The 24,287-nt window shown below is 38.4% G+C and carries 17 protein-coding genes and 1 other annotated feature; of the genes, 1 reads left to right on the top strand and 16 read right to left on the bottom strand.

Annotated elements, in window-relative coordinates; translation table 11 throughout:
* Window positions 1-2: 2 nt before the first annotated feature.
* From PATL70BA_RS13990 to ilvB, 8 genes are all read right to left on the bottom strand, one after another.
* A complete protein-coding gene (locus PATL70BA_RS13990) occupies window positions 3-1,550 on the bottom strand; it encodes a sugar ABC transporter ATP-binding protein (protein ID WP_125137950.1) in 1,548 nt (515 codons plus the stop codon).
* Between the two features lie 368 nt (window positions 1,551-1,918).
* Window positions 1,919-2,578 (bottom strand): response regulator, encoded by a 660-nt coding sequence (locus PATL70BA_RS13985; protein ID WP_125137949.1) that lies wholly within the window; start codon window positions 2,576-2,578, stop codon window positions 1,919-1,921.
* Between the two features lie 464 nt (window positions 2,579-3,042).
* The gene (locus PATL70BA_RS13980) at window positions 3,043-3,840 is read right to left on the bottom strand and encodes an aminoglycoside N(3)-acetyltransferase (protein ID WP_125137948.1); all 798 of its coding nucleotides are present in this window, start codon (window positions 3,838-3,840) and stop codon (window positions 3,043-3,045) included.
* A 398-nt stretch (window positions 3,841-4,238) separates the two neighbouring features.
* On the bottom strand, window positions 4,239-4,505 hold the full coding sequence (locus tag PATL70BA_RS13975; protein ID WP_125137947.1) for a GlsB/YeaQ/YmgE family stress response membrane protein: 267 nt from the start codon (window positions 4,503-4,505) through the stop codon (window positions 4,239-4,241).
* 187 nt (window positions 4,506-4,692) lie between these two features.
* Window positions 4,693-5,301 carry a thermonuclease family protein gene (locus tag PATL70BA_RS13970; RefSeq protein ID WP_125137946.1) on the bottom strand — a complete coding sequence of 203 codons (609 nt, stop codon included), beginning with the start codon at window positions 5,299-5,301 and terminating at the stop codon, window positions 4,693-4,695.
* 39 nt (window positions 5,302-5,340) lie between these two features.
* A complete protein-coding gene (locus PATL70BA_RS13965; RefSeq protein WP_125137945.1) occupies window positions 5,341-7,731 on the bottom strand; it encodes an EAL domain-containing protein in 2,391 nt (796 codons plus the stop codon).
* A 58-nt stretch (window positions 7,732-7,789) separates the two neighbouring features.
* Window positions 7,790-8,698, bottom strand: coding sequence for a homoserine O-acetyltransferase MetA (metA, locus tag PATL70BA_RS13960; RefSeq protein ID WP_125138494.1), 909 nt, complete (start codon window positions 8,696-8,698; stop codon window positions 7,790-7,792).
* Between the two features lie 141 nt (window positions 8,699-8,839).
* On the bottom strand, window positions 8,840-10,510 hold the full coding sequence (gene ilvB / locus PATL70BA_RS13955) for a biosynthetic-type acetolactate synthase large subunit (protein WP_125137944.1): 1,671 nt from the start codon (window positions 10,508-10,510) through the stop codon (window positions 8,840-8,842).
* Window positions 10,511-10,625: 115 nt separating this feature from the next.
* Window positions 10,626-10,879, bottom strand: a binding site (T-box leader).
* Window positions 10,880-11,058: 179 nt separating this feature from the next.
* Here ilvB and PATL70BA_RS13950 point away from each other — a divergent pair.
* Window positions 11,059-11,625, top strand: coding sequence for an HD domain-containing protein (locus tag PATL70BA_RS13950; RefSeq protein WP_125137943.1), 567 nt, complete (start codon window positions 11,059-11,061; stop codon window positions 11,623-11,625).
* Window positions 11,626-11,770: 145 nt separating this feature from the next.
* On the opposite strand, the gene PATL70BA_RS13945 is transcribed toward PATL70BA_RS13950, so the two are convergent.
* The 8 genes from PATL70BA_RS13945 to PATL70BA_RS13910 form a co-directional block, all read right to left on the bottom strand.
* Window positions 11,771-12,631, bottom strand: a complete 861-nt coding sequence (locus PATL70BA_RS13945) for a carbohydrate ABC transporter permease (protein WP_125137942.1) — start codon at window positions 12,629-12,631, stop codon at window positions 11,771-11,773.
* Window positions 12,631-13,536 (bottom strand): carbohydrate ABC transporter permease, encoded by a 906-nt coding sequence (locus tag PATL70BA_RS13940; RefSeq protein WP_125137941.1) that lies wholly within the window; start codon window positions 13,534-13,536, stop codon window positions 12,631-12,633. The genes PATL70BA_RS13945 and PATL70BA_RS13940 overlap by 1 nt, the downstream gene beginning before the upstream one ends.
* Before the next feature lie 232 nt (window positions 13,537-13,768).
* Window positions 13,769-15,088 (bottom strand): ABC transporter substrate-binding protein, encoded by a 1,320-nt coding sequence (locus PATL70BA_RS13935; RefSeq protein ID WP_125137369.1) that lies wholly within the window; start codon window positions 15,086-15,088, stop codon window positions 13,769-13,771.
* 330 nt (window positions 15,089-15,418) lie between these two features.
* On the bottom strand, window positions 15,419-17,326 hold the full coding sequence (locus PATL70BA_RS13930) for a sensor domain-containing diguanylate cyclase (protein WP_125137940.1): 1,908 nt from the start codon (window positions 17,324-17,326) through the stop codon (window positions 15,419-15,421).
* Window positions 17,327-17,476: 150 nt separating this feature from the next.
* Window positions 17,477-18,772 carry a glycoside hydrolase family 3 protein gene (locus tag PATL70BA_RS13925; protein ID WP_125137939.1) on the bottom strand — a complete coding sequence of 432 codons (1,296 nt, stop codon included), beginning with the start codon at window positions 18,770-18,772 and terminating at the stop codon, window positions 17,477-17,479.
* A 39-nt stretch (window positions 18,773-18,811) separates the two neighbouring features.
* Entirely contained in the window at window positions 18,812-22,006 is a 3,195-nt protein-coding gene (gene carB, locus PATL70BA_RS13920) for a carbamoyl-phosphate synthase large subunit (RefSeq protein ID WP_125137938.1), read from the bottom strand.
* On the bottom strand, window positions 21,999-23,075 hold the full coding sequence (gene carA, locus PATL70BA_RS13915; protein ID WP_125137937.1) for a glutamine-hydrolyzing carbamoyl-phosphate synthase small subunit: 1,077 nt from the start codon (window positions 23,073-23,075) through the stop codon (window positions 21,999-22,001). The genes carB and carA overlap by 8 nt, the downstream gene beginning before the upstream one ends.
* 23 nt (window positions 23,076-23,098) lie before the next feature.
* Complete coding sequence (locus PATL70BA_RS13910) at window positions 23,099-24,286, bottom strand: aspartate aminotransferase family protein (protein WP_125137936.1); 1,188 nt, start codon at window positions 24,284-24,286, stop codon at window positions 23,099-23,101.
* Window position 24,287 lies beyond the last annotated feature (1 nt).

Genomic DNA, 24,287 nt, shown 5'->3' with positions numbered 1-24,287 from the left:
CTTTATTTAGATTCCGACCCTGAAGTACTACTTGTCATCATTTTCATGAGAATTTCTTGTTGGGCCTCTTTGCTATCTATCATGCCCGTTATTTCACCTTCAAAAATGGTATAAATCCTGTCCGTTATGCCAATGAGCTCGGGCAACTCGGATGAAACTATTATGACTGCTTTTCCGTGATCTGCAAGTTCATGTATTAAGCGGTATATTTCGTATTTGGCACCAACGTCAATCCCTCGAGTTGGCTCATCAAGAATCAGAACATCCGGCCCTGTAAACATCCATTTACCTAGAACAACCTTTTGCTGGTTTCCTCCTGATAAAGTGGCTACACCTCGATCAACACTTTGAGTCTTAACTCTTAGTGAACGGCGGTACTCTTCGGCAACATCATATTCCTTTTCCAAATCAAGAAGCCCGCCACGTAAAATCCCTTTTAGATTGGCTGATACTGTGGTTATGCGGATGCTATTAAGTAGATTAAGACCCAAATTCTTCCGATCCTCAGGTACATATGCTATGCCTTGACGGATTGCAGCGTCTACTGAGTTAACCTGAATCTCCTTGCCCTTGATTTTGATAGAACCTCCAAGGAAGATACCATAGTTATGACCAAATATAGACCGCATCAGTTCTGTTCTTCCTGCACCCATAAGACCGGCAAATCCGACAATCTCGCCTGCTCTGACATTAAAATTGGAGTCCTTACAAACCAATCTACCTGGATTATTAGGGTCTTCTACACGCCAATTGGAGACCTCGAAAATCACTTCACCGGGATTTGATACATGCGCCGGAAAACGATTTTCAATGGAGCGTCCTACCATGGCACGGATAATGCGGTCTTCATCCACTTGACCAGCTTCGACAGCGTAGGTTTCGACAGTACGACCGTCACGTATGACTGTAACTGCATCGGATATCGCTGCTATCTCATTAAGCTTATGAGATATCATGATACAAGTAATGTCCAAGTCCTTCAGTCCACGCATAAGATCAAGTAAGTTCGCTGAGTCGGCTTCGTTGAGCGCTGAGGTCGGCTCGTCGAGAATAAGCAACTTTACATTTTTGGAGAGTGCTTTTGCAATTTCTACCAGTTGTTGCTGACCAACGCCCAAATGCTTAATCAAGGTGTCCGGATCCACTGAAAGTCCTACTTTCTTAAGCACTTCCACTGTATGGTCACGTTCTGCGTCCCAATCAATCAACCCACGTTTAATAATCTCGTTGCCCAAAAAAATATTTTCAGTAACGGATAGCTCCGGAACCATTGCCAATTCTTGGTGAATAATTGCAATACCGGCATGTTCTGATTCTTTGATGTCCTTAAAAGTCACTTCTTCTCCCATATAAATGATTTTTCCTTCATAAGTACCGTGAGGATAAACACCGGAAAGTACCTTCATTAAGGTTGATTTCCCTGCACCATTCTCACCACAAATTGAGAGAATGGTACCTCTATGTACCTCAAGTGTTACATCATCTAAGGCCCGAACGCCCGGGAAAATTTTGGTGATACCTTGCATCTGTAGAATTATAGGATGTTCCATAATCACACTCCTTCTACGCTTGTACTTTACAAGCAACTATTATGTATACTGTGATTCCCCGCAAAATTCAACTGTTTAAGCCCTGCGACAACACCCATGTGCTTATTGTCCAACAACATATAACTTATCCTGCCTATTGATCTCTACCGTTGCATTGCCATCACTTTAAATACATTCTAACCAAAATCCTTAAAAGATATCATTGCCAAGTGTCATATTGCTCAACTGACATTTGTCAATGTCACATGACATTTGTCACTTAATTGGGTGGGATTTTCTAGAAAAAAAAAAGCCCCCAATATTTGGAGGCCTATTTGCTAGACTTTGCTAGAGAAGAACAAAAAAAGTATATTCCTTGATTTACAATTTCATCCTTCACTCTTACCTGTTTGAACTGCCCATAAAGCAAGTTGTGTTCGATCACGTAAGTTTAGTTTATATAATGCATTGCTTAAATAATTACGTACGGTTCCTTCAGATAATTTTAATTTCGATGCAATCTCTTTATTGGATAGACCTTTTGCAACATGTTTAATCACATTCCATTCGTATTCTGTCACATCATGGATTGCCTTTTTATCTACTTGTACCAATTGATTGTTCTTAGCCATTTCTGAATACAGTTCAATGAATTTTTGTGCAATGTTCGGATTGATCATAGCACTGCCTGAATGCACTTTATGTATTGCATCAACTAATTCCTCAATCGTTATACCTTTTAACAAATAACCGGATGCGCCATCTCTTAATGCACTTAATATATAGTCATCATCATCAAAGGAAGTTAAAATAATAATCTTAATATTAGGATAACTCTCTTTTATTATTTTTGTACATTGTACACCATCCATCTCCGGCATACGAATGTCCATTAGAATCACGTCCGGCTTCTCTTTTCGTATGGAACGAATTACACTTTTTCCGTCTCCAACCGAATCTATAACTTGGATATCTGATATATTCTTCAGTATGATTTCTAAACTGTGTCGAATGAGTTCTTGATCATCGGCAATAAGTACTTTTATCACTGTTTCGCCCACCTTACTGGTATTTTTACTAACAATTAAACCATCCATTGATCGTTATAGATTTTTCTCACTCAACTTTTTTCAAGCCCTTATATGAATGGATGAATGGATTAACCTATCAACTATGGATTATATCACTAGTTTTCAAAAACTGCAATCAGACTCTAATATGATGTTTAAAACAAAAATATAGGATTCGAACGCATCCTATTGCGCTCGTATTCCTATTTTTTTGTAAAACTATAGTAAGATGATGCTGCCAAATGACCCATGCCCAAAGCGGATAGTATAAACAGAAAGAAAGGGAGATTTTTCACTATTATGATTTATGCTTAGTATGCCTTCGTGATCATAGGTTTTAAGTATGTTTTCTTTCCCTTTTCTTAAACCCATATGCTTCAAATCCTCTCATTTAATATAATCATTTCTTAACAGTCATCTCATCTCTCACGCAACATTACTGCTTATTCTCTATTGGCTTCAATCCACTCTACGGCAAAATCAACAAGATCCTTCTGGCTCATAGACTTTATTATTGTATTGCCAAGATACGTTTGTTTAAACGCATGACTCTTTTCAAAGGCTATCCCTATCTCTTCAAAATCTTCACCGTCAACAAAGAGTGTTTCATACGTAACCCATTCTCTTTTTCCGTCAAGCATAATCGCACTGCTTTCTGTTATGGTATGCTTTGAAGGGTATACAGCTCTCGCATCTGCCAAATGAATAGATGTACTTTTATCATAACCTACACCCATCAACAATACCTTTCCATCTAAATGGTATAATTTATCAACAGGTGAACCTTCACCAAAGATATTGCTTAAATGATGATCTTTTGTAAGGTACTCTGCATTTTTTCCTACTGCTGCTACTGAACGTGCAGGATGATCACTTCTAAATGCGCCCGGCCATTGACGAAACATTTCCGCAACAGCACCCATCGTATTTGTTGGTGTGATTTTTTTATCATATGCTGGCCAATTTTCTCGTATTGCTTGCCACCAAGCTTTTGGTTCTTCCCAGTGAACACCCGTTACCGGATCAAGGTTTTTCCACGACTGTGAGGGCATCATAATTGTACCCTCAGGTCCTACTGCTTCTAATAATGCCTCTATCACAATTTGAGGTCCTCCACATACAAAACCCATACTGCTTAATGAAGCATGCACCATGACAGTATCACCTTTTATTATTTCAACATATTTAAGACTCTCAATAATATCTTGTTTTAATACGAGTTTTCTATTTTCAAGTTCCATTATTAACCCTTTCTATCCATCTATACTCATATAAACCCTAACTTTAGTAATTATTTTTTATGGCTTTCAATTCATCATATTCTTAGTGTCATTACTATGTTTAGTTTAACCTTCTCTAGGATTGATATCAAGTTTTTTACTAACCTTACTAAAATTTTAGTCATCTATCAATAAATCCTATCATACACTGGCCTTTAGTATAACAATTCCGATTAATAACATTCTGCTATTTTAAAAAATCTAACAAAAATATGGAGTAGCCTGGGGGACCACTCCATGAATATTTATTGATTTATTCGTCTATTTAATGTTTTATACGTCTACTACTCGCTGCTCATTTAGCTTCTTTTGGGATTTGTAACATATTTAAAAATGAAATAAATACTGGATTCAGGTTTTTAATTATTCTTGCTTACTAAACTAATAATCCAAAGTAATATTACTGCTCCAGTAATTGAAACGATAAAACTCCAGATATTTAGTCCTGTTGCTGGCCCTAGATTAAGTAATCCTGCGACCCAACCACCAATAAAAGCACCGATGATGCCGACGATAATATTCTTTACGATACCCATACTTCTATTCTTTCCTACTATCATACTAGCAATCCAACCGGATATACCACCTAAAATTAACCATACAATAATATTTGATACTTCTGGCATATAAACACCTCCTAATTCATTTCAATCAATTATGATTCCTTTACATTTTCAGCATAGCACTCTTAGCAAAAATTAGCAATTTTATCATAATCACCCTTATCGACCCCAAAAGGTGGTAAGGTATTTTTTATGACACAAAAAAGACTAAATACTTTTCGTTGTATTTAGTCTTTTTGGGTATAAGATGTCAATCCTTACTTTTTCTATAGCCCTTGGCAATAGCTGCTTCTTCTGTCTCAAAAAACACAGGCCTTGTGACCTCATTATAGTGTTTCCCATCTGGCATATGATAAATCATTGAATTTGGATTACCTATAATAAGTCCCCACAAACCTTTATTGTTTTCTCTTGCATGCACTTGAGCTGCCATTAATCGCTCTGCATATTTTACATCTGGTGGATAGGTAACAACCTTGCCATACCCTTCACTTATAAGTAATTCATTAAATAGAGTGCCGTCTTCTAAGAACACATAGCGTAAAGCTCTACCGTATTGGTCCACATCTGAAACGTCTTTTTCCAAATATACATACGTACCTTCAAGCATATCCTTCGTGTATGCACTGGCTTCTTTGCCATAAAGCTCTACTATATGATTCGCCTTGACTGTTTCAGGCGTGTCAACGCCAATGAGTCTAACCCTTATATCCCCTTCGACCACAATGGTATCACCATCAATAACCCTATCTACTTGAACCTCTTCAAGGCCTTCGATAACATCTTCTTCAGCGCAACCTGAAAAAGATAACGAAAGCAATAGTAATGTTATAGCCAATATCTTACCTGTCATTTTCATTATGTTCACACATCCTATGCATTCATATCAAATTAAAAATTAATATTGTCTGTCACTAAAACAGCCACTATTATTAAGTCTTTCTTGTTTCGCTAGGAACTCAACTGCCACTTCTTCATCAAGGGGTCTACTGACCAGATAGCCTTGTATTTTGTCACACCCATGTGCCATTAAATACTGTTTCTGTACTTCCTCTTCTACACCTTCGGCGATTGCACAGTGCCCCAGTCTATGAGCCATAGTAATAATATCACCGGTTATGGACTTATCAAGGTCATCCTCTAATAATTTATCAATGAAATACTTATCCATTTTCAGGCAGTTTACATTTAACTCCTTTTCTCTTGCAAGGGATGAATAACCTGTCCCGAAATCGTCTATGGCTATATGAAGACCTGCGTCCCTAAGCTTACTAATAATCTTATTGATGTAGTCATGGTCAGATGCAAAAATCGACTCTGTAATTTCAATGCCGATATTTTGTGGGTTCACATGCATTTCCCTAATCAGGTCGAATAAGTTGCTCGTAAAATCAGGTTGTAATAACTGTGGGGTAGATATGTTGATAGAAATACTAATGGTTTCATATCCAAGCGCACTTAATTTGTTTAGAAAATTAAAAGCATTAATGATAATTATATTTCCAAGCGGGATGATGAGCTTAGTTTTCTCGGCTATCGAAATAAACTCTAAAGGGGAAACCAGACCCAATTTTTCTGTCTTTAATCTTGCAAGCGCTTCAAAGCCACAGACGGAATTTGTTTTCAAATCTAAAATAGGCTGATACTGCAAGAATAATTCATCGCAGACTTCGTCTGTTATGATTCTTACGAGTTCTTGTCTAATGTACTCCTCACGTATAATTAATTTTTCCAAATCCTCGTTATAAAAGCAAGGGATAAATTCTTCGTTATATTCACTAATTGATCTTTCAGATGCAATCAGAAGCCTTCTTAGTATTAGATCCACTTCCACTTCGTTATCTTGATTAATTTCTATAATGCCAATTCCACCACCGACTCTTTCTGTTATCAGCAACTTTTTTAAATCATAAGCAATCATTGCGCTGAAATCGGATAGCTCATTCGTATCCTTGTAATTATTCAGATAGAAAGTAAATTGATTTTCATAAGTTTTAAATAGTAAACGCTCGTCTGTTTTATGCGCCTCCAAGGTTTCAACAACTTTTCTCATCAAGCTCTGTATATAATGAAATCCATAATTTACGGTTAACGATTGTAGGGGCGTTAAGTTGACAACTATGAGTGCCCTCTTTGACTTTTTATTTTGCTTGCCATCCTTTTCAAGATAGGACTCCAAGTAATCGCGATTATATAAACCTGTCCATCGATCATGCTCGTTCGTGTAAACAAGCTTATTCTCTATTTCTTTCCGATCTGATATGTCAAGAATGATTCCTTCTAGCATTTCTACTTGACCTTTTTCGTCATAAACACCTTCGCCCAACTCTAGGACCCATTTTTGCTCTCCACTAGCTGCTATGATTTCATATTCATACTTGAAGGATGTCCGATCTGCAAGGACACGTTTCCACTCATTCCAGACTAATTCACGATATTTGGGCGTAATCAAATGATTGAAGGATATGTCTTTATTGTTAATGAGGCTATCAGGTGCATATCCAGTCAACTTAAAACAACCGTCAGAAACAAATTTCATTGTCCAATCTTTGTCGCATTTGCTTTTGTATGCCATACCTGGAAGATTTGAAATTAGAATAGATTTACTACGTTCGCTTTCTTCAATTAACTTTGCACTTTTCTCAATCTCTTCTATTTGTTTTTCAATATTACTAAAAAGATTGTTAATAATCAAAACAAATAAGGTACCCATGGATTGAACTGATATGGCCACAATATACCATGATTCTCTGTATCGATCTATTGCCAGATGATCTAAAAGACCAAAATGAAGCAATACTGAAATGACTATAAATACGAATAGGCTAATAAAGATGAAAAATATATTTTGTCTTTTGCTCAGTATGCACGACGCTAGTCCAAATGTTGAATATATTACAAGCAATCCTGCTCCCATTGGTCCTACGACAAATAGTAGCATTAAACCCAATAAGTATATGCATATAATAAAAATATATCTCTTCATTAAAACAGTAATTCGATTGCTTAAAAGTAGTATTAAAATAATAATATATGACGATAGCTCCAGAATACCAGCTATGAAATTATTTCCCTGAAAAAACAAGTATGCTCCATAACATATGGGAAATAGACCAATGGTAATAAAAAGTACAACAAGTTTATGAAACACTTCATTTCTGAAGTGTTCCAAGTCTATTTTTCCATCCCCATCCGTTTTATAACGTGATACCTTCAGAAATAACTTAGAAGATGCTCTTTCGAGTCTGGATAATTTTCTATTCATAAAATCACTGAATTTTATTTTCACGTACTCACCTCTTTACAGATCAATGTGAGATTCTGTAAACCTAGTGTTTCTGCCCACTTTACTCAAGTTCAAATGGTGTAACCTGGTAAACGTAGTAATTCAACCAATTGGCATATAACAGATGTGCATGACTACGCCAAGTGTTGACTGGCTTGTTATGGTCATCGTCACCTGGAAAATAGTTGATGGGCATCTTGATGGGCAGGTTTTTATTCTTATCTCTAACATATTCCTGATTCAAAGTATCGGCTTCATACTCTGAATGGCCGGTTACGAATATTTGCTTATTGTCTACGGATTTGACAATATAGACGCCGGCATCATCGGATTCAGCCAGGAGTTCTAGAAATTCATTTGCTATGATTGGTGCTTTGTGAATGCTGGTATGTCTTGAATGTGGTACTAAAAACTCGTCATTAAAGCCTCTAAGTAAGGGTGAATGTGATTTGACAACCTTATGCTTGAAGATACCGAACATTTTTTCATCTAGGTCATATTTGCCTATACCATAATGATAGTACAAGCCCGCTTGGGCACCCCAACATATATGAAAAGTTGATGTGACATTGGTCTTCGTCCACTCCATAATATGCGTCAATTCTTCCCAATAGGTGACTTCCTCAAAGGGCATTTGTTCTATTGGTGCACCTGTTATAATCATGCCGTCAAACTTATGTTCTTTTATTTCATTAAATGTTGTATAAAAAGCAATTAAGTGATCTGTTGAAGTATTTTTGGACTGATGGGTCTCAGGTACCAATAGGGTTATTTCTACCTGTAAAGGCGAATTACTCAGTAACCTTAACAAATGTCTCTCTGTTTGGTCTTTTAGAGGCATCAAATTCATGATTACAATCTTAAGAGGACGAATATCTTGTGTATGCGCCCGATGTTCATCCATGACAAATATGTTTTCATCCAACAATTCTTGCTTTGCTGGTAAATCATTATTAATCTTAATAGGCATGATTTTCACCGACTTTCTCTTTTTTCAAAAACACTATGAATAATAGTATACACGTCAATACAAAATTCGTAAAGACAAGATGCTTGTTCTATTTTTAGAGTGATACAAAGCACAGGGACTGTTACTCACAGTCCCTGTGTTCTATTTTCCTATTTGGTCCGGTTGGTCAATAGCTTCGTGAATCGCAAATCCGGGTGGTACCATGGGGTACACATTGCTTTCTGTTGCTACTCTACAATTAATAACGGATACTTTATTAGAGCTAAAGGCTTTTTCGATGACGTCATCAATCTGATCCACTGTGTCGATAACAAAACCTTCTGCGCCCAGTGATTTAGCAAATCCTACATATTCAATATCTTCACCAAGGTCCGTTGAGGAGAAACGATCCTCATAAAATAGATTTTGCCATTGTCTTACCATACCTAAAGCATTGTTGTTCATAATAAATATTTTAATTGGCAACTTATGTTTTACCGCTGTTATGATTTCATTAAAATTCATTTTGAAAGAACCATCACCGGTAATCATAACAACACGGTCTTTTCTGTTGGCAAACTGAGCACCCATGGCTGCTCCAAGTCCATAACCCATGGTGCCCAATCCTCCTGATGTGAGGAATCGATTAGGGAACATAAAGGGATAATGTTGCGCTGTCCACATCTGGTGTTGTCCAACATCGGTGGTGACGATATCTGTTGGTTTACAATGGGCAGCAATACGCTTTAGCATATGGGGTACGTTTACTGTGTCATAGTTGACCTGATGACCAAACTCTTTTTTCATATAAGCAACATGCTCTACCCACTCTGGTGCATCTTTATCTATGATCACTTCATTGAGCATCGTAAGAACCGTTTCTATATCACCAATCACATGTTCATGTACAACGACGTTCTTATTAATCTCAGCCGGATCCACATCAAAGTGTACAATCGTAGCTTCTTTAGCAAATTTGTGCTCATTACCCACAACTCGGTCTGAGAACCTAGCCCCAATAACCATCAATAAGTCACATTCATTAACGAGTCTATTCGAAGTTAAAGATCCATGCATGCCGATGTTACCCGTATACAAAGGGTGATCATATGGGGTTGCCCCAATACCCATAAGTGTATTTGCGACTGCACTTTTGGTCTTGTCTACAAAAGTCATTAATGCTTCACTGGCGCCAGCTCTAATAACACCACCACCTGCAATGATCATCGGACGTTTCGCTTTGTTAATAATCTCGACAAGCTTCTCAGGAATATGAAAATTTTGAGGTTTATCATATACTTTAGGCTCTTTTCTTGTATACTCCGCCGTCATGGATGTGATGTCCTTTGGTATATCTATAAGGACAGGTCCCGGACGGCCGGATTTGGCTATATAGAAGGCTTCTCGTATAACATCAGCAAGAATGTTAACGTCTTTTACCATATAGTTATGTTTTGTTATCGGAAAGGTTATACCTTGAATGTCCACTTCTTGAAAACTATCTTTTCCAAGCATAGGAATACTTACATTTCCTGTTATGGCAACCATGGGTACTGAGTCCATATACGCAGTTGCTATACCCGTTACCAGATTGGTGGCACCGGGACCTGATGTTGCAAGGCAGACACCGACCTTACCAGTTGATCTTGCATAACCATCCGCTGCATGGGAAGCCCCTTGCTCGTGAGAAGTTAGAATATGGGTGATATCCTCTCTGCTTTTATACAGTTCATCATATATGTTGATTGTTGCAGCACCCGGATAGCCAAACAAATAATCTACCCCTTGTTCCTTAAGACATTCAACTACGATCTGTGCACCATTTAATTTCATATTGATTACTCCTTCCAATCTCATATCTATTCTTTTCTAACTGTTACATCAATGGTTAAAGTAAATCTCTACCTTATCCTTGGATTATAATATAAAAAAACCCATACATCCTATCATTTAGGACGAAGGGTTGCTCCGCGGTACCACCTAATTTTGCTTGCGCACGCTCAAATAATACGAGATATAATCCGATATTATCGCCCCCATAACGGTGGGCTACCGATGAAGCCTACTCTCTTTAGATCTCTCCTTTGATTTCAGTTCACTGCTCCAAGGCTACATTCCTACAAATCTTCACGAGAACTTCCCAGCATCGTTCTCTCTCTTTGCTTCCGATTATATAGTACTCTTCCTTTTCATTGCATTTTTTATCATTCTAATGGATTTACATACCCTTGTCAAGTATTGTTATTTTTTTCACCGATAAACTAACGCGTTGAATCGATAAATTCTTTTTTTCGTTGTCATAGTAGCCTATTTTTAGTATACTCTTAGATACAATATATAGTTACGAATGTATCTAATAATTACAATAAAAGGAGGCTTATATGCTTACAAGAAATTCTGCTCTAGAACTGTTAAAAGAACATGTCACCTCTGAAAGCCTGATTAAACACTGCATGGCTGTTGAAGGTTCCATGCGTGCATACGCTTTACTATATGATGAGGATGTGGATTTATGGGGTCTTACCGGTCTCCTTCACGATATTGACTTTGACAAGCATCCCGAAGAACATCCTATGCATGCACGTAAATATCTTTCAGATCTTGATTTACCTGAAACTTCATTGACAGCTATCGAAGAACACGGTAAGTTGGATTTGAAGACTCGCGATACCTTGATATCAAAAACCCTATTCGCTGTAGATAGTCTATCTTCTTTTATTCTCGCTTATGTCCATGTAAGGCCGGATAAAAGTTTTGATGGTATTCCTCTAAAATCCATCAAGAAGAAATTCAAAGATAAAGCTTTTGCCAGAGCTGTAAATCGCGACTTAATCCTTCAAGGAGCAGAAGATATAGGTGTGAATCTAGACACACATATGGAAAATGTTATTCAAGGTATTGTTGAGTGGGAAACTGAACTTAATAAAATGGGATTTAGTTTGGTATAAAAGAAGTAGATTCGTATTTCGAATCTACTTCTTTTTTGAACTCTAGAAATGTCTATGCTATGTTAATGCGTTGAAACGTCGCATTAACGAGTGAGGAAGTCTTTCCTGCCGGAACAATGATTTGCTTAAATACAATCTCAATATATTATTTGATAGAACCTGCAACCATGCCCTTGATGATATGCTTTTGGGCAAAGAGGAAGCCGACGATGATTGGTGCGGCTGCCATGAGTACCGCTGTCATGATAAGGTCCCACTTCTTAACAAAGGATCCTGCAAAGGCCCTTATGGCTAGTGGTATGGTTTGTACGTCTTGTCCAACGCCGAGTATCAGTGATGGTAACAAGAAGTCGTTCCATATCCAGATGGCGTTTAGGATGATGACCGTTACAAATATGGGCCTAAGTATGGGCATGATGATCTTAAAGAAGATCTGTGGACGGCTACAGCCGTCTATGGTGGCAGCTTCTTCAAGCTCTAAGGGTATGGATTTGATGAACCCGTGGAACATGAAGACCGCAAGCGGTGCTCCAAATCCAATGTAAGCGATGATCATGCCGTGATAGGTTCTTAGCATTCTTATACCTGTGGCTTCATAGATCATTCTAAAGAAGGCGACCAGTGGAAACATGACCACTTGGAAGGGTATGATGAGCCCGCTTAAGAAGACTAAGAAGATGATGGTCGAGGTTGTGCTTTTGGTTCTTACCAACACCCATGCCGACATGGCGGAGAAGATGGTGATGGTGGTCAGCGATCCTACGGTGATGATGACTGATGAGAACACACTTGAAGAGTATCTGATACTGGGTCTGTTCCATATGTCACTGATGTTGGCTAAGAGTTGGCCCCAGTGTTGTGGCAGGGATATAGGGTCGGTGATGATTTCTAAGGATGATTTGGCTGAGTTGATGACAACAATGAAGAAGGGAAACATGATGATGACAAAGAGTACGAAGGTGATGATGGTTAAGATTGTGTTGACCATATTTTTTTTGACACCCATTACATTTCCACCTCTTTCTTTTTATTGTAGTAGACCTGGCCGATGGATACCACCGATAGGACGATGAAGAAGATGATGGCTCTGGCTTGTCCTTCTGCCATATTGTTATATTTGAAGGCGACACTATAGATGTGCACCGCCAGCATTTCTGTTGAGTTAACGGTGGTGCCTTGGTAGATTGCGGCCGGACCTCCATTGGTTAAGGCGACGATGATGTCGTATTGCTTAAAGGAGGTGACCAAGGTTAAGAAGGAGGTGATGGTAAAGGCTTGTGCTATCATAGGTATGGTGATGCTTCTAAGTCTTTGGATGAAGTTGGCACCATCGATTTGGCTGGCTTCTATGAGCTCCTGGGGTACGTTAAGTAGGGCTGCTACATAGATCATCATGATGTACCCGGCGTATTGCCATGTGAAGGCAAAGATGAGTCCAAAGAGGGCTAAGTTGGGTTCTGCTAGGATGAGTACTTTTTCTAGTGCTTCTATGCCAAGTAGGGTTCCAACTGAGGGTACGACGCTTTTGAAGATGAACTGCCAGATGTAACCAAGTACCAATCCCCCTATTAGGTTAGGGATGAAAAAGCCTGCTCTAAAGAAGTTTTTGAACCGGATTTCTCTTGTGACTAAAAAGGCGAATGTTAAGGCCACGACGTTGATGGAGATGACGCTTAACAAGGTGAATAGGAAGGTCCTTATGAAGGAGTACCTAAATTCCAAGTCACTAAACATGCTCCTGTAGTTGTTAATGCCTACCCAGTTGGCTTCTTGTCCTGCGACGGCTGTCCAGTCTGTCATGGAGTAATAGACGCCCATGACAAATGGTACGACCACTACGAGGATGAAACTTGACAAGGCCGGTACTAGGAACAACCAGAATACTAGTTTTTCTTTTGATTTTTTATTCATACACTTTCCTTCTCCCTCGGTCATTTTATTTGTTGTTACTTTGTTATTTGAGTTGGGGTTTTCTTATGTAGGCTTTTTTATAAGAAGAGAGTTTTGCTCCTGCATCCGGATACAAACCTTCTTAATTGATAGGAAAGTATTGCTTTCCTATCAATTAAGAAGGGTGTGTGTGCAAGACACACACCCTTCCCAAGCGTTTCTTTTTGTTTTGCTTTTATTTACTTTTTACGGCTTATTTGTTTTCTTCTATTTTTGCTACCAGTTGTGCTATGAAGGCTTCTTTGTCTAAATCGCCTTTTGCATAACTTTCATATAGTGGTGCGATGGTTCCCATTCCAAATCCGTCCGGCATGTCGTTTTGTAACCATGTATAGGCACCGTTTTCTTTCTTTAACCACTCTGTTACATTGGCTGATAGTGGGGTGTCCGGTACTAGGGTTACGTTTGTGAAGGCTGGTACCATTTTTGCTTCGTTAACCATGTAGTTGTGTCCTGCTTCTGTTGTTGCCATGTAGTTTAAGAATGCTTTTGCTGCTTCTTGGTTCGGGCTGTCACTGTTGAGTACATAGTATGATGGTGCGCCTATGAAGATTGCATTGTGCTCACCATATACGGATGCATGAGGTGCAAAGCCCATTGGGAAGTCTACGCCATTGTCTGTTAACCATGGGTCAATCCAGTTTCCTTGATGTACAAAGGCTGCTTGTCCGGTTGCAAATTGGCCAACTTGTGCGTCATAGTTACCTGTTAATAATACCGCATTGTCTGAATATGCAAAGAGTAGTTCTACCCAGTCTGCATACTGTGTTAAGCGCTCTAGGTCTGCTTCGCCACTGTTGAGTTTGTCTAGTACTGTTGTGTCTCCATACTCTAGGCCTGCTGATAAGTAACCGTTAAAGTTATGTAAGCCTGTTACCCATCTCATATCTGGTCCTGCTGCCATCGCTACGACAGATTTGAGACCTAGTTCGTCTTTCATACCATCGATTTTTTCGAAGGCTTCTTTGTACGCTTCTTGTGATGTTAAGGTTGCAGGATCCACACCTGCTTGATCTAAGATGTCTTTGTTATATGCCATTCCCCATGCTTCAACGGCTACTGGGAAACCATATACTTGACCGTCTACTGCAAATTCGAGTGTTGTTAAATCCATCCATTCTTCGTTTTCAAATGGTGTAAGTTTTGTTTTCCATGTGTTGTATCCGCCCATACCTTCTATTACATAGATGTCTGGTTGTCTATCAGATTGGAATTCTGCTTTTAGGTTCTCTGCGTATGGGGTGTCACCACCGGATGTTTTGACTGTTACTTCTACACCTGTTTCTTCTTCATACAGTGCTGCAAATGCCATCAGTTGTTCGCCAATCTCTACTTTGTTCTGATAGATGACGACGCTTTGGCCTTCTGTTGATGCTGGTGTTTCTGTTTCCGTCTCTGTTCCTGTTTCTGTTTCTGTCATTTCACCTGTCTCTGGGGTCTCTGTTTTCCCACAGCCGGCAAACAATGCTGTTACCATTGCAAGTACCATTATTATTGTTAACAATCTTTTCATTTTTGTTCCTCCCTATTACTGTATAATGGTTGCGTTATCTGGAAAGCTTGAAAAGCTTTTCATAAAGTAATTTTAGTATAATATGCACATAATGTCAAGTGTTTTTTAGTTGTCTTTGTGCGACTTATTTTTTTTACAACTTTTCTTTACCTCAAATGCTTAATTTTACTTAGCTTATTTCTTTATACTAATATGATTTTATGAAAATTTTCACAATAAATAAGTCTTATGATATAAACAAACTAAAGTATGTCTTTCCTAGAGAATAAAAAAGACTACCTCTATCATGGATAGTAGTAGCCGCTTCTTTACCTTAACCATTATTAAGTTCTATCCGAACATTCCACTAGATACTACGTTATTACGACCTTGATTCTTTGCAATATAACAGGCTGTATCCGCTGCAATCAACAATTCTTCAATACTTTCAATACCTTCAGAGTATGTTGCAACGCCAACACTAATCGTAAACTGTACTTTTTTATCCTCTAATTGGTATACATTTGTTTCGAAAAAAAGTCTCAGCTTTTCTGCTAACTGGTTAACAGATTGTAAGCTGGTATTAGGCGCTAATATACAGAACTCTTCACCACCTAGCCGTGCCACAATATCCATACTTCTAACATGATTTTTGAGTGTCACCCCAATGTATTTAAGCACTTCATCACCAATTCGGTGGCCAAAATTGTCATTAATGCTTTTAAAAAAATCAATATCAATGAACAATAAGGATAAAGGAAGCCCTGTTCGACACATTGCATTAATTTCTATTTCTCCACGTTCAAGAAAATAGCGGCGATTCCACAGTCCTGTCAAAGGGTCCGTAGTTGCAAGCCATTTCAACTCTTCCTCTGCTCTGAATTTCTCAGTTATATCTCTATAGCGCCATAATTGGCCCTTTAGTACGCCATTATTAAATACCGGACAAGTGTATTGTTCAAGCACCATTTCTCCATTCAGGTGTAATATTTCAAAAGTTTCTTCTCTTTTAATAAGTTGCTCATGATTACTTATTTTATGAGCTTCTATTTGATCAAGATGATACTTAAATTGTGAGTATTTTTCGTTTTTATGAATCACATTTCCTTCTAAATCAAGTACCAAAATACCATCGCTTGTTGCATCTAAGATGAGTTTTAATTCATCGTTCTTCTTACGCAGTGATGTTTCTGCCATTTCCTCTATCTTACCAGCAATATCTGCAAGCTCATTATTAGAATAGATATATGGTTGACTTGACCGAGCGACTTTTTGGTCGCTTGTAATCTCTGCAATATGGTCTCGAAGTGCCGTAATTGGCTTGACAAAGCTTTTTTCATATACTTTTACTTGCCCAATCCCCAGTAGTATCGCTAAGAGAATTAAGGCCAAAATAATATAGACAATTGTCCTTGCAATCGGTCCAATGACTTCCGAAGCATCAATAGCAGAAACAATAATCCAATCTGCTTCTTCTAGTCTATGATAAAATGCTAATCTTTCTTTTCCATCAATTGCATATCGAATAAAACCAGAATCCTCAGAAAATTTTTCGGATAGACCCGGAACAACTGTATCTATCGATTGGCGTAAATAATTCATATTGTTATGAACAAATACAATGCGATTCTCATCTAGCACATAATTCATTTGTGAATCGTAGTAAGACACCTCAGACATAATAGTTTTTATATAATCCAGACTACAATCAACCGCCATGACACCCTTTAGTATACCTTGTTGGTCCACCATGGCTAATGATACTGAAACCAACCATTCGGAAGTTAGTGCATCTTGATATGGGAGGCCTATTGATAAATGAGGGTAACTTTCTACAGCGGATATATACCATGGTCTAAGACGAGCATCAAACCCAACAGGTGTTTCATATCCTTCTATTAATAGTGTACCATCTTCATAACCCGCGAAGGAATATTTGATATTTGGGTTGGCTTGTGTTGTGGCACTAAAAAGCTGAAGTAGTTTTTCTTTAGCTTCAGCACGACCTTCTTCATAGTCCATGGCTCCCGGAAAAGCAGCATTAGTTTTGGTGGACATAACAAGACTTTCTAACACGCCATTCGTATACGTGCTCATATGTATATTAGCCATTTCCAGTTTCTTTTGTGCATTGTCCATACTTAATAGGTAGATGCTTGCAGATGCTAGTAGAATAAAAACAAAAGCTATAATCAAGGCACTGGAAAAACCGATCACAAAAAATTCTTGTTTAATTGTTTGTTTGTATTTTTTCGTCATGCATGAACCTCTTTCTAAAACTATCCCATAATTAACACTTTTATATCATATCATAATTAGCCTGCAAAATATATGAAAAAATCCCTAAGCTTGTTCCACTTAGAGATTTGCTTGATTCATCAAACTTATAAACGCTAGATCAATCATTTGTTATTCATTCAATAAATCTACTATCTTTTCTTGGTCTTCTACTTTACCAATTACAGGATCTTTTAATACTTGATTCCTATGCTCAAATAAATTATTTTCCAATTTCAATCGTATTATTTTTCTCAATTCTTTATCTATTTTCTTTTCTATGTCTTTGGAGGCTTTTGCCTTTTCTAAAAGATATCCATAAGCCTCATCCACTTTCTCAGGCATAAGAAATAGGCTTAATCCTGCGTCAAGTCCCTTGTCAATCATCACCTCTGTAGAATAATGATCCACGATACTTTTCATATTCAGGGCATCTGAAACAATAAGACCTTCAAAACCCAATTCATCAATTAATATTTCTTGGATCATGATTTCAGAAAGAGAAGCAGGTGTTGTATCCCCAGTGATCTTAGGTACCTGAAGGTGACCCACCATGACAACATCAACCCCACCCTCAATAGCTTCTATAAAAGGTACAAGTTCAATAGACATCAATCGACTTAAGTCATGATTTAACGAAACTGTTTCAAGATGGCTATCATTTAAAGTATCTCCATGCCCTGGGTAATGCTTGATAACCGGAATTATATCCTGTTCCTGAAATGCTTTTATGGCTTCCATCACTTTTTCACTAACCACCTTAGGATCATCTGAGAAAGCTCTGTATCCTATGATTGGATTTTCCGGATTCGTATGAATGTCTCCTACCGGAGCAAAATTCATATTAAATCCCAATGTACGGATTTCTTTGGCAATAATTTCATTGGCTATATAGACAGCATTAGGGGTTGTAACATGACCCAGCACCCATGCATCGGGTATTTTTGTACCTCCGATACTGGACTCGCCGGTAATCCTCGATACCAATCCTCCCTCTTCATCTATGCCTATGAAAGCCGGAATCGTTAATTCACTTTGAATCTTGGTGATTATATTTTGGGTCTGAGTAGCGGTTATCATATTGTGCTTAAAAAAGATTATACCACCATAAGGCAATCCTGTTCGTTCATAATCTTCTAAGGTTACATAAAACATCTGAGCTACTTTTGCTTCTAAAGAAAGATTAGATATTATCTCATCAATGGACATTTCTAATTGGATAGCTTCGTTTAATACTTCAAAGACTAACTCTTCTTCTAACAAATCTTCGTTTTCACCCTCTAAGTCAAGTTCTGAATCAATAGCCGGTGTAACTGTTTCCTGTAAGTTCTCTTCTATGTTTTGATCCTGTTGATTTAATTTTTCGTTTCCTATTTGACATCCACTCAGTAATAGAAGCAACATCAATATCCAGACCCGTTTCATCATTCAACCACCTTTAGAGTAAACTATCCTATTCCTTCATAATTACATATAAGCATCTATTGTATCATAGTCAATGGGTGCATTGTCCATATACGTTTTCAATGCTTGTAAATACGCTTTGACAGTATCCAAACATGTAAAGCTTGGCACACTGAGATGTTCAGCTAAATTTCTTAATTTGTAACCGTCTCGACTTACATCCTTGCCTTTTGTGGGTACATTGATCACCATTGCGACTTCATCTTTTTTAAACATAAGCTGTATATCAGACAAATCTGATATATTCACCGTTTCATTTTCAATGCCTTTTTCCGCTAGATATCGACTTGTCTTTGTAGAAGCCATGATACCGAATCCAAGTGCCTCCAATTCCTTTACAAAAGGTAAGACCTCTTCTTTTGAAGCATCGGAAACAGAAACCAACACCTTCCCTGCTGTCTTAAACTTAAATCCAGCCCCTTGAAAGGCTTTTAGCAATGCTTTCTCATAGTTATTATCCACACCAAGAACTTCACCTGTCGATTTCATCTCCGGTGTCAATGCTGCATCAACCCCCGCTAACTTTACAAAACTAAAGACCGGCGCTTTAACCGCTATGAGATTGCTGGTCTTAAATAGCCCCGTCCCATATTCAAGCCCAGATAGTTTGTCACCTAAGATGACTTGCATAGCGATTTTAACCATAGGAATCTTGGTGATCTTACTAATGATAGGCACCGTTCTTGATGCTCTGGGATTCACTTCAATAATATATACTTTCTCATCCTTAATGACAAATTGAATATTCATCAGGCCTACGACTTGAAGCGCCATGGCAATCTTATATGTATACTCTACAATGATGTCCATCATCGCATCTGAAATATTTTGTGGCGGGTACACGCAGAAACTGTCACCGGAATGGACACCCGTACGTTCTATATGCTCCATCACACCTGGTATAAGTATGTTCTCTCTATCGGCAATGGCGTCCACTTCAACCTCCATACCATCAATATATTCATCAATGAGAATCGGTTGATCTTCCGATAAAGATGCAGCCTCTTTTACATAACTCATTAATTCAATGTCATTATGAACAATCATCATAGCACGACCACCAATAACATAGGAAGGTCGTACCAGAACCGGATAGCCAATACCTCTAGCTGTGGTAATAGCTTCATCTATATTGGTTACAGCCTTACCCATTGGTTGAGGTATGTCCAGTTCTCTAAGTAGACGTTCAAAACGTTTTCGATCTTCTGCCACATCAATGGAATCCACTGAGGTGCCAAGAACTTGAACACCGCGACTCACTAACTTAGGCGCCAAATTAATGGCTGTTTGGCCACCATATTGAACGATAACGCCTTTTGGCATTTCTTTTCTTATTACATTCATTACGTCTTCAATAAATAGTGGTTCAAAATACAATTTGTCAGCTATATCAAAGTCTGTACTTACTGTTTCGGGATTGTTATTGATAATAATAGACTCGTAACCAAGTTCTTGTATGGCCCAAACGGCATGTACAGAACAATAGTCAAATTCAATCCCTTGACCGATGCGAATAGGTCCAGAGCCAATGACTATAATTTTTTCTTTTTTACTGATGACATTTTCTTCTTCATCCTCATACGTCGAATAATAATAGGGTGTTGAGGATTCAAACTCTGCAGCACAGGTATCTACCATCTTATATACCGGATACATACCATGGGCACGACGTATGGCATCAATGATTCTATAGTCTTTACCGGACAGTGCCTGTATCTCTATGTCCGTAAAACCCATCTTCTCTGCCTTTGCAAGTAGTTCACCTGTAATCGGCTCACTGGACAGGCGTTTTTCTATTTTAATAATATTGTTAAGCTTCTCCAAAAACCAATTATCGATACACGTGATTTCATTGATTTTATCAACGGATACACCTTTTCTTAAGGCTTCTGCTACCACAAAGATGCGTTGGTCATCTACCATATCCAGCATCTTAATAATGACTTCTTTAGAAAGCTTAAGTAAGGATTCTTTTCTAAGACCTGTTTCCTTGCCTTCTAGAGATATGATGGCTTTGAGTAGAGAACTCTCAAAAGTACGATCAATGGCCATAACTTCTCCAGTCGCTTTCATTTGCGTTCCTAATGTTCGATCTGCATAATCGAACTTGTCAAAAGGCCACTTAGGAATCTTCGTTACTATATAATCCAATGCCGGCTCAAAAGAAGCTTTCGTCTTTTTTGTAACTGCATTGGAGATCTCATGCAGATGTAAACCGATGGCTATTTTTGCCGCTATTTTTGCGATGGGATAGCCGGCTGCTTTTGATGCCAGTGCTGATGAACGGCTAACTCTAGGATTAACCTCAATGACAATATAGGATTTGGATTTTGGATCTAGGGCCAATTGGACGTTACAGCCACCTTCGATTTTTAAAGCTTTGATAATCTTAAGTGAAGCTGTACGAAGCATGTGGTATTCTTCATCTGAGAGTGTTTGAGAGGGTGCTACGACAATACTGTCGCCTGTATGGATACCAACAGGATCAAAATTCTCCATATTACAAATAATAATGGCTGTATCATTTTGGTCTCTCATGACTTCATATTCGATTTCTTTCCAACCTGCAACCGATTGTTCCAGTAATACTTGACTGATTCGACTATGCATAAGCCCAGTATGTAAATATTCCTTAAGCTCATTCATATTTTTAGCAATACCGCCACCGAGGCCACCCATTGTAAAGGCTGGCCTTATGATGATTGGAAAACCTATTGAATCAGCTACCGCTAAGCCTTGCTCCATGGTTGTAACAATCTCACTTTTTGGTACTGGCTCACCGATATCATGCATAAGTTGACGAAAACTTTCTCGGTCCTCTGCTTGGTTAATTGCTTTTAATGATGTTCCAAGGAGCCTTACATTATACTTTTCAAGCACACCCGCTTCATCCAGTTCTACCGCCATATTCAGGCCGGTTTGTCCGCCTAAAGTGGCCAGTAATCCATCCGGTCGCTCTTTATCGATAATCCAAGTTAAAGCCTCTAGTGTAAGAGGTTGTATATAAACATGATCTGCAATGTTGTCATCCGTCATGATTGTGGCTGGATTAGAATTAACCAGAACCACTTCAATGCCTTCTTCTTTTAATGATTTACAAGCTTGTGTACCGGCATAATCAAATTCCGCTGCTTGTCCAATAATAATAGGTCCTGATCCAATGACCATCACCTTATGAATACTCGTATCTCTAGGCATGCGTCATCACCGCCTTCTCATAGCCACCGACCCATTTTTCGAAAATATAATGGGCATCTTCCGGACCGGGTCCTTCTTCTGGATGAAACTGTACGGATAATACCTTATATTGACCACAACTTAGGCCTTCATTGGTTTCATCGTTGACATTATAATGGGTTACTTTAATATGATCTGTAAATGTCTTTTCGTCCACAGCGTAGCCATGGTTTTGTGAAGACATGAATACTTTGCCGGTTTCTGTGTCGATAACCGGATGGTTGGCACCTCTATGCCCAAACTTTAGCTTATATGTATCCGCACCAAGTGCCAAGGCTAAGATCTGATGTCCAAGACAAATGCCCCACATGGGCTTTTTACCAAGTAATTGCTTGGCTAATTCAATAGCTGATGTGGCATCTTTGGGGTCGCCGGGGCCGTTAGAAAAGAAGACCACATCCGGGTCATGACTTTGCACTTGATCCACTGTTATATCATGTGGAAATACGGTAATATCACAATTTAGGTTTTGTAATTGATGGATAATACCCTTCTTAATGCCCAGATCAATAAGTGCAATTTTTATGCCGTCTCCCGGATAATTTTTGATTGTATCACAGGACACCTGTGCTACAATGTCTTTTGGAAAACGATAATTATTGAGTTGGCTAATCAAATCAGGGGTTATTTCCTCTGTTGTAATGATACAATTCATGGTCCCGTTGTTACGAATAATTTTTGTTAGCTTTCTTGTGTCAATGCCTGAAATACCCGGTATGTTATTGGCTTTCAAATAATCATCCAGCGATCTTTTGCTTTGCCAATGATTGGGCACCTGTGCGTATTCTTTTACAACAAATCCGGTTACTTGAATCTTATCTGATTCATAGTCCACATCGTTAATACCATAATTCCCAATTAAGGGATAGGTCATGGTTACAATCTGTCCCCCATAAGATGGGTCTGTTAATATTTCTTGATATCCGGTCATACTTGTATTAAAAACGATTTCGCCAAATAAGGTTGTGTTTGCACCAAAGCTCTCACCTTCGAAAATCGTACCGTCTTCTAGATATAATCTACCTTTCATAAGTTCCTCCTTGCTTTAAATAATCATTTTGAAGATAAAACATCTTCTAATATTTGTATCATTTCGTCGATTTCTGTCTGTTTGATTGTAAGCGGTGGTACAAAACGAATAATATGCGTTCCAGAATTAATAAGCATAAGCCCCTTCTTAAGAGCCTTGGCAATGATGTCCCCTACTGGATCGTCCATTTCTATTGCCATCATCAGCCCCATACCTCGAACATCTATGATAGATGTATGACGCTTTTTAAGTTCCATTAGGCAAGTTTCCAAATAAGAACCCATCGTCTTGACATGTTCAAGTAAGCCTTCATGAACGAGGGCATCTAGTACAACACCTGCTGCAGTTGTGGATAATGGGTTTCCCCCAAATGTAGAAGCATGGGTTCCCGGTTCAAAACCTTTGGCTGTCTTCTCATTGGCTATAATGGCACCAATTACATAACCGGCACCTAAACCCTTTGCTAAGGTTACGATATCCGGCTTAACGTCGTATTGTTCGTAAGCAAAAACAGTTCCGGTACGTCCGATACCACATTGGACCTCATCAAAAATCAAGACGATATCCAAAGCATCGCATAAGGTTCTTGCTTTTTGTAGAAAAACTTTTTCTGCCGGTCTTATGCCACCTTCACCTTGTATAGGTTCAATCATTAAGATTGCTGTTTTCTCTGTTAGTATTTTTCCAAGGGCTTCTTCATCATTAAATGGTGTATATGTGATCCCTTGAAACAAGGGTGCAAAGCCTTCATGATACTTGGTCTGTCCTGTTATTGATACTGTCGCAATGGTTCTGCCATGAAATGAGTTTTTCATGGTTACGATTTCTGTCTTATTCTCACCAATATATTTATTAATGTATCTTTTTCCAAGCTTGAGTGCAGCTTCATTGGCTTCAGCACCACTGTTACAAAAAAATACTTTACTTAAACCACTAAGTTCCACCAACTTCTGTGCCGCACGAATACTGGGTTCATTATAGTACAGATTGGAACAATGGGTAATCTTGTCAATTTGGTCTTTCATTGCTTTTTTTAAGGGTTCGTAGCTATAACCTAAAGCATTGGTTGCAATACCGGCTACAAAATCCAAATATTTGTTACCTTCTTTGTCAAATATATAATTTCCCACGCCGCGTTCGATAACAATCGGAAGGGGTTTGTAGTTCTGTAAAAAAACTTCTTGACCTTTTTCAATCCATGAATCATGCATA

Source organism: Petrocella atlantisensis (genome assembly GCF_900538275.1).
Classification (GTDB): Bacteria; Bacillota; Clostridia; order Lachnospirales; family Vallitaleaceae; genus Petrocella; species Petrocella atlantisensis.
This window is presented reverse-complemented; position numbering and strand designations above follow the sequence as displayed.

Coding starts and splice junctions, on each gene's coding strand:
- PATL70BA_RS13990 (WP_125137950.1), bottom strand. CDS start 1,550: ATGGAACATCCTATAATTCTACAGATGCAAGGTATCACCAAAATTTTC.
- PATL70BA_RS13980 (WP_125137948.1), bottom strand. CDS start 3,840: ATGGAACTTGAAAATAGAAAACTCGTATTAAAACAAGATATTATTGAG.
- PATL70BA_RS13975 (WP_125137947.1), bottom strand. CDS start 4,505: ATGCCAGAAGTATCAAATATTATTGTATGGTTAATTTTAGGTGGTATA.
- PATL70BA_RS13970 (WP_125137946.1), bottom strand. CDS start 5,301: ATGAAAATGACAGGTAAGATATTGGCTATAACATTACTATTGCTTTCG.
- metA (WP_125138494.1), bottom strand. CDS start 8,698: ATGCCTATTAAGATTAATAATGATTTACCAGCAAAGCAAGAATTGTTG.
- ilvB (WP_125137944.1), bottom strand. CDS start 10,510: ATGAAATTAAATGGTGCACAGATCGTAGTTGAATGTCTTAAGGAACAA.
- PATL70BA_RS13950 (WP_125137943.1), top strand. CDS start 11,059: ATGCTTACAAGAAATTCTGCTCTAGAACTGTTAAAAGAACATGTCACC.
- PATL70BA_RS13945 (WP_125137942.1), bottom strand. CDS start 12,631: ATGGGTGTCAAAAAAAATATGGTCAACACAATCTTAACCATCATCACC.
- PATL70BA_RS13940 (WP_125137941.1), bottom strand. CDS start 13,536: ATGAATAAAAAATCAAAAGAAAAACTAGTATTCTGGTTGTTCCTAGTA.
- PATL70BA_RS13935 (WP_125137369.1), bottom strand. CDS start 15,088: ATGAAAAGATTGTTAACAATAATAATGGTACTTGCAATGGTAACAGCA.
- PATL70BA_RS13930 (WP_125137940.1), bottom strand. CDS start 17,326: ATGACGAAAAAATACAAACAAACAATTAAACAAGAATTTTTTGTGATC.
- PATL70BA_RS13925 (WP_125137939.1), bottom strand. CDS start 18,772: ATGATGAAACGGGTCTGGATATTGATGTTGCTTCTATTACTGAGTGGA.
- carB (WP_125137938.1), bottom strand. CDS start 22,006: ATGCCTAGAGATACGAGTATTCATAAGGTGATGGTCATTGGATCAGGA.
- carA (WP_125137937.1), bottom strand. CDS start 23,075: ATGAAAGGTAGATTATATCTAGAAGACGGTACGATTTTCGAAGGTGAG.
- PATL70BA_RS13910 (WP_125137936.1), bottom strand. CDS start 24,286: ATGCATGATTCATGGATTGAAAAAGGTCAAGAAGTTTTTTTACAGAAC.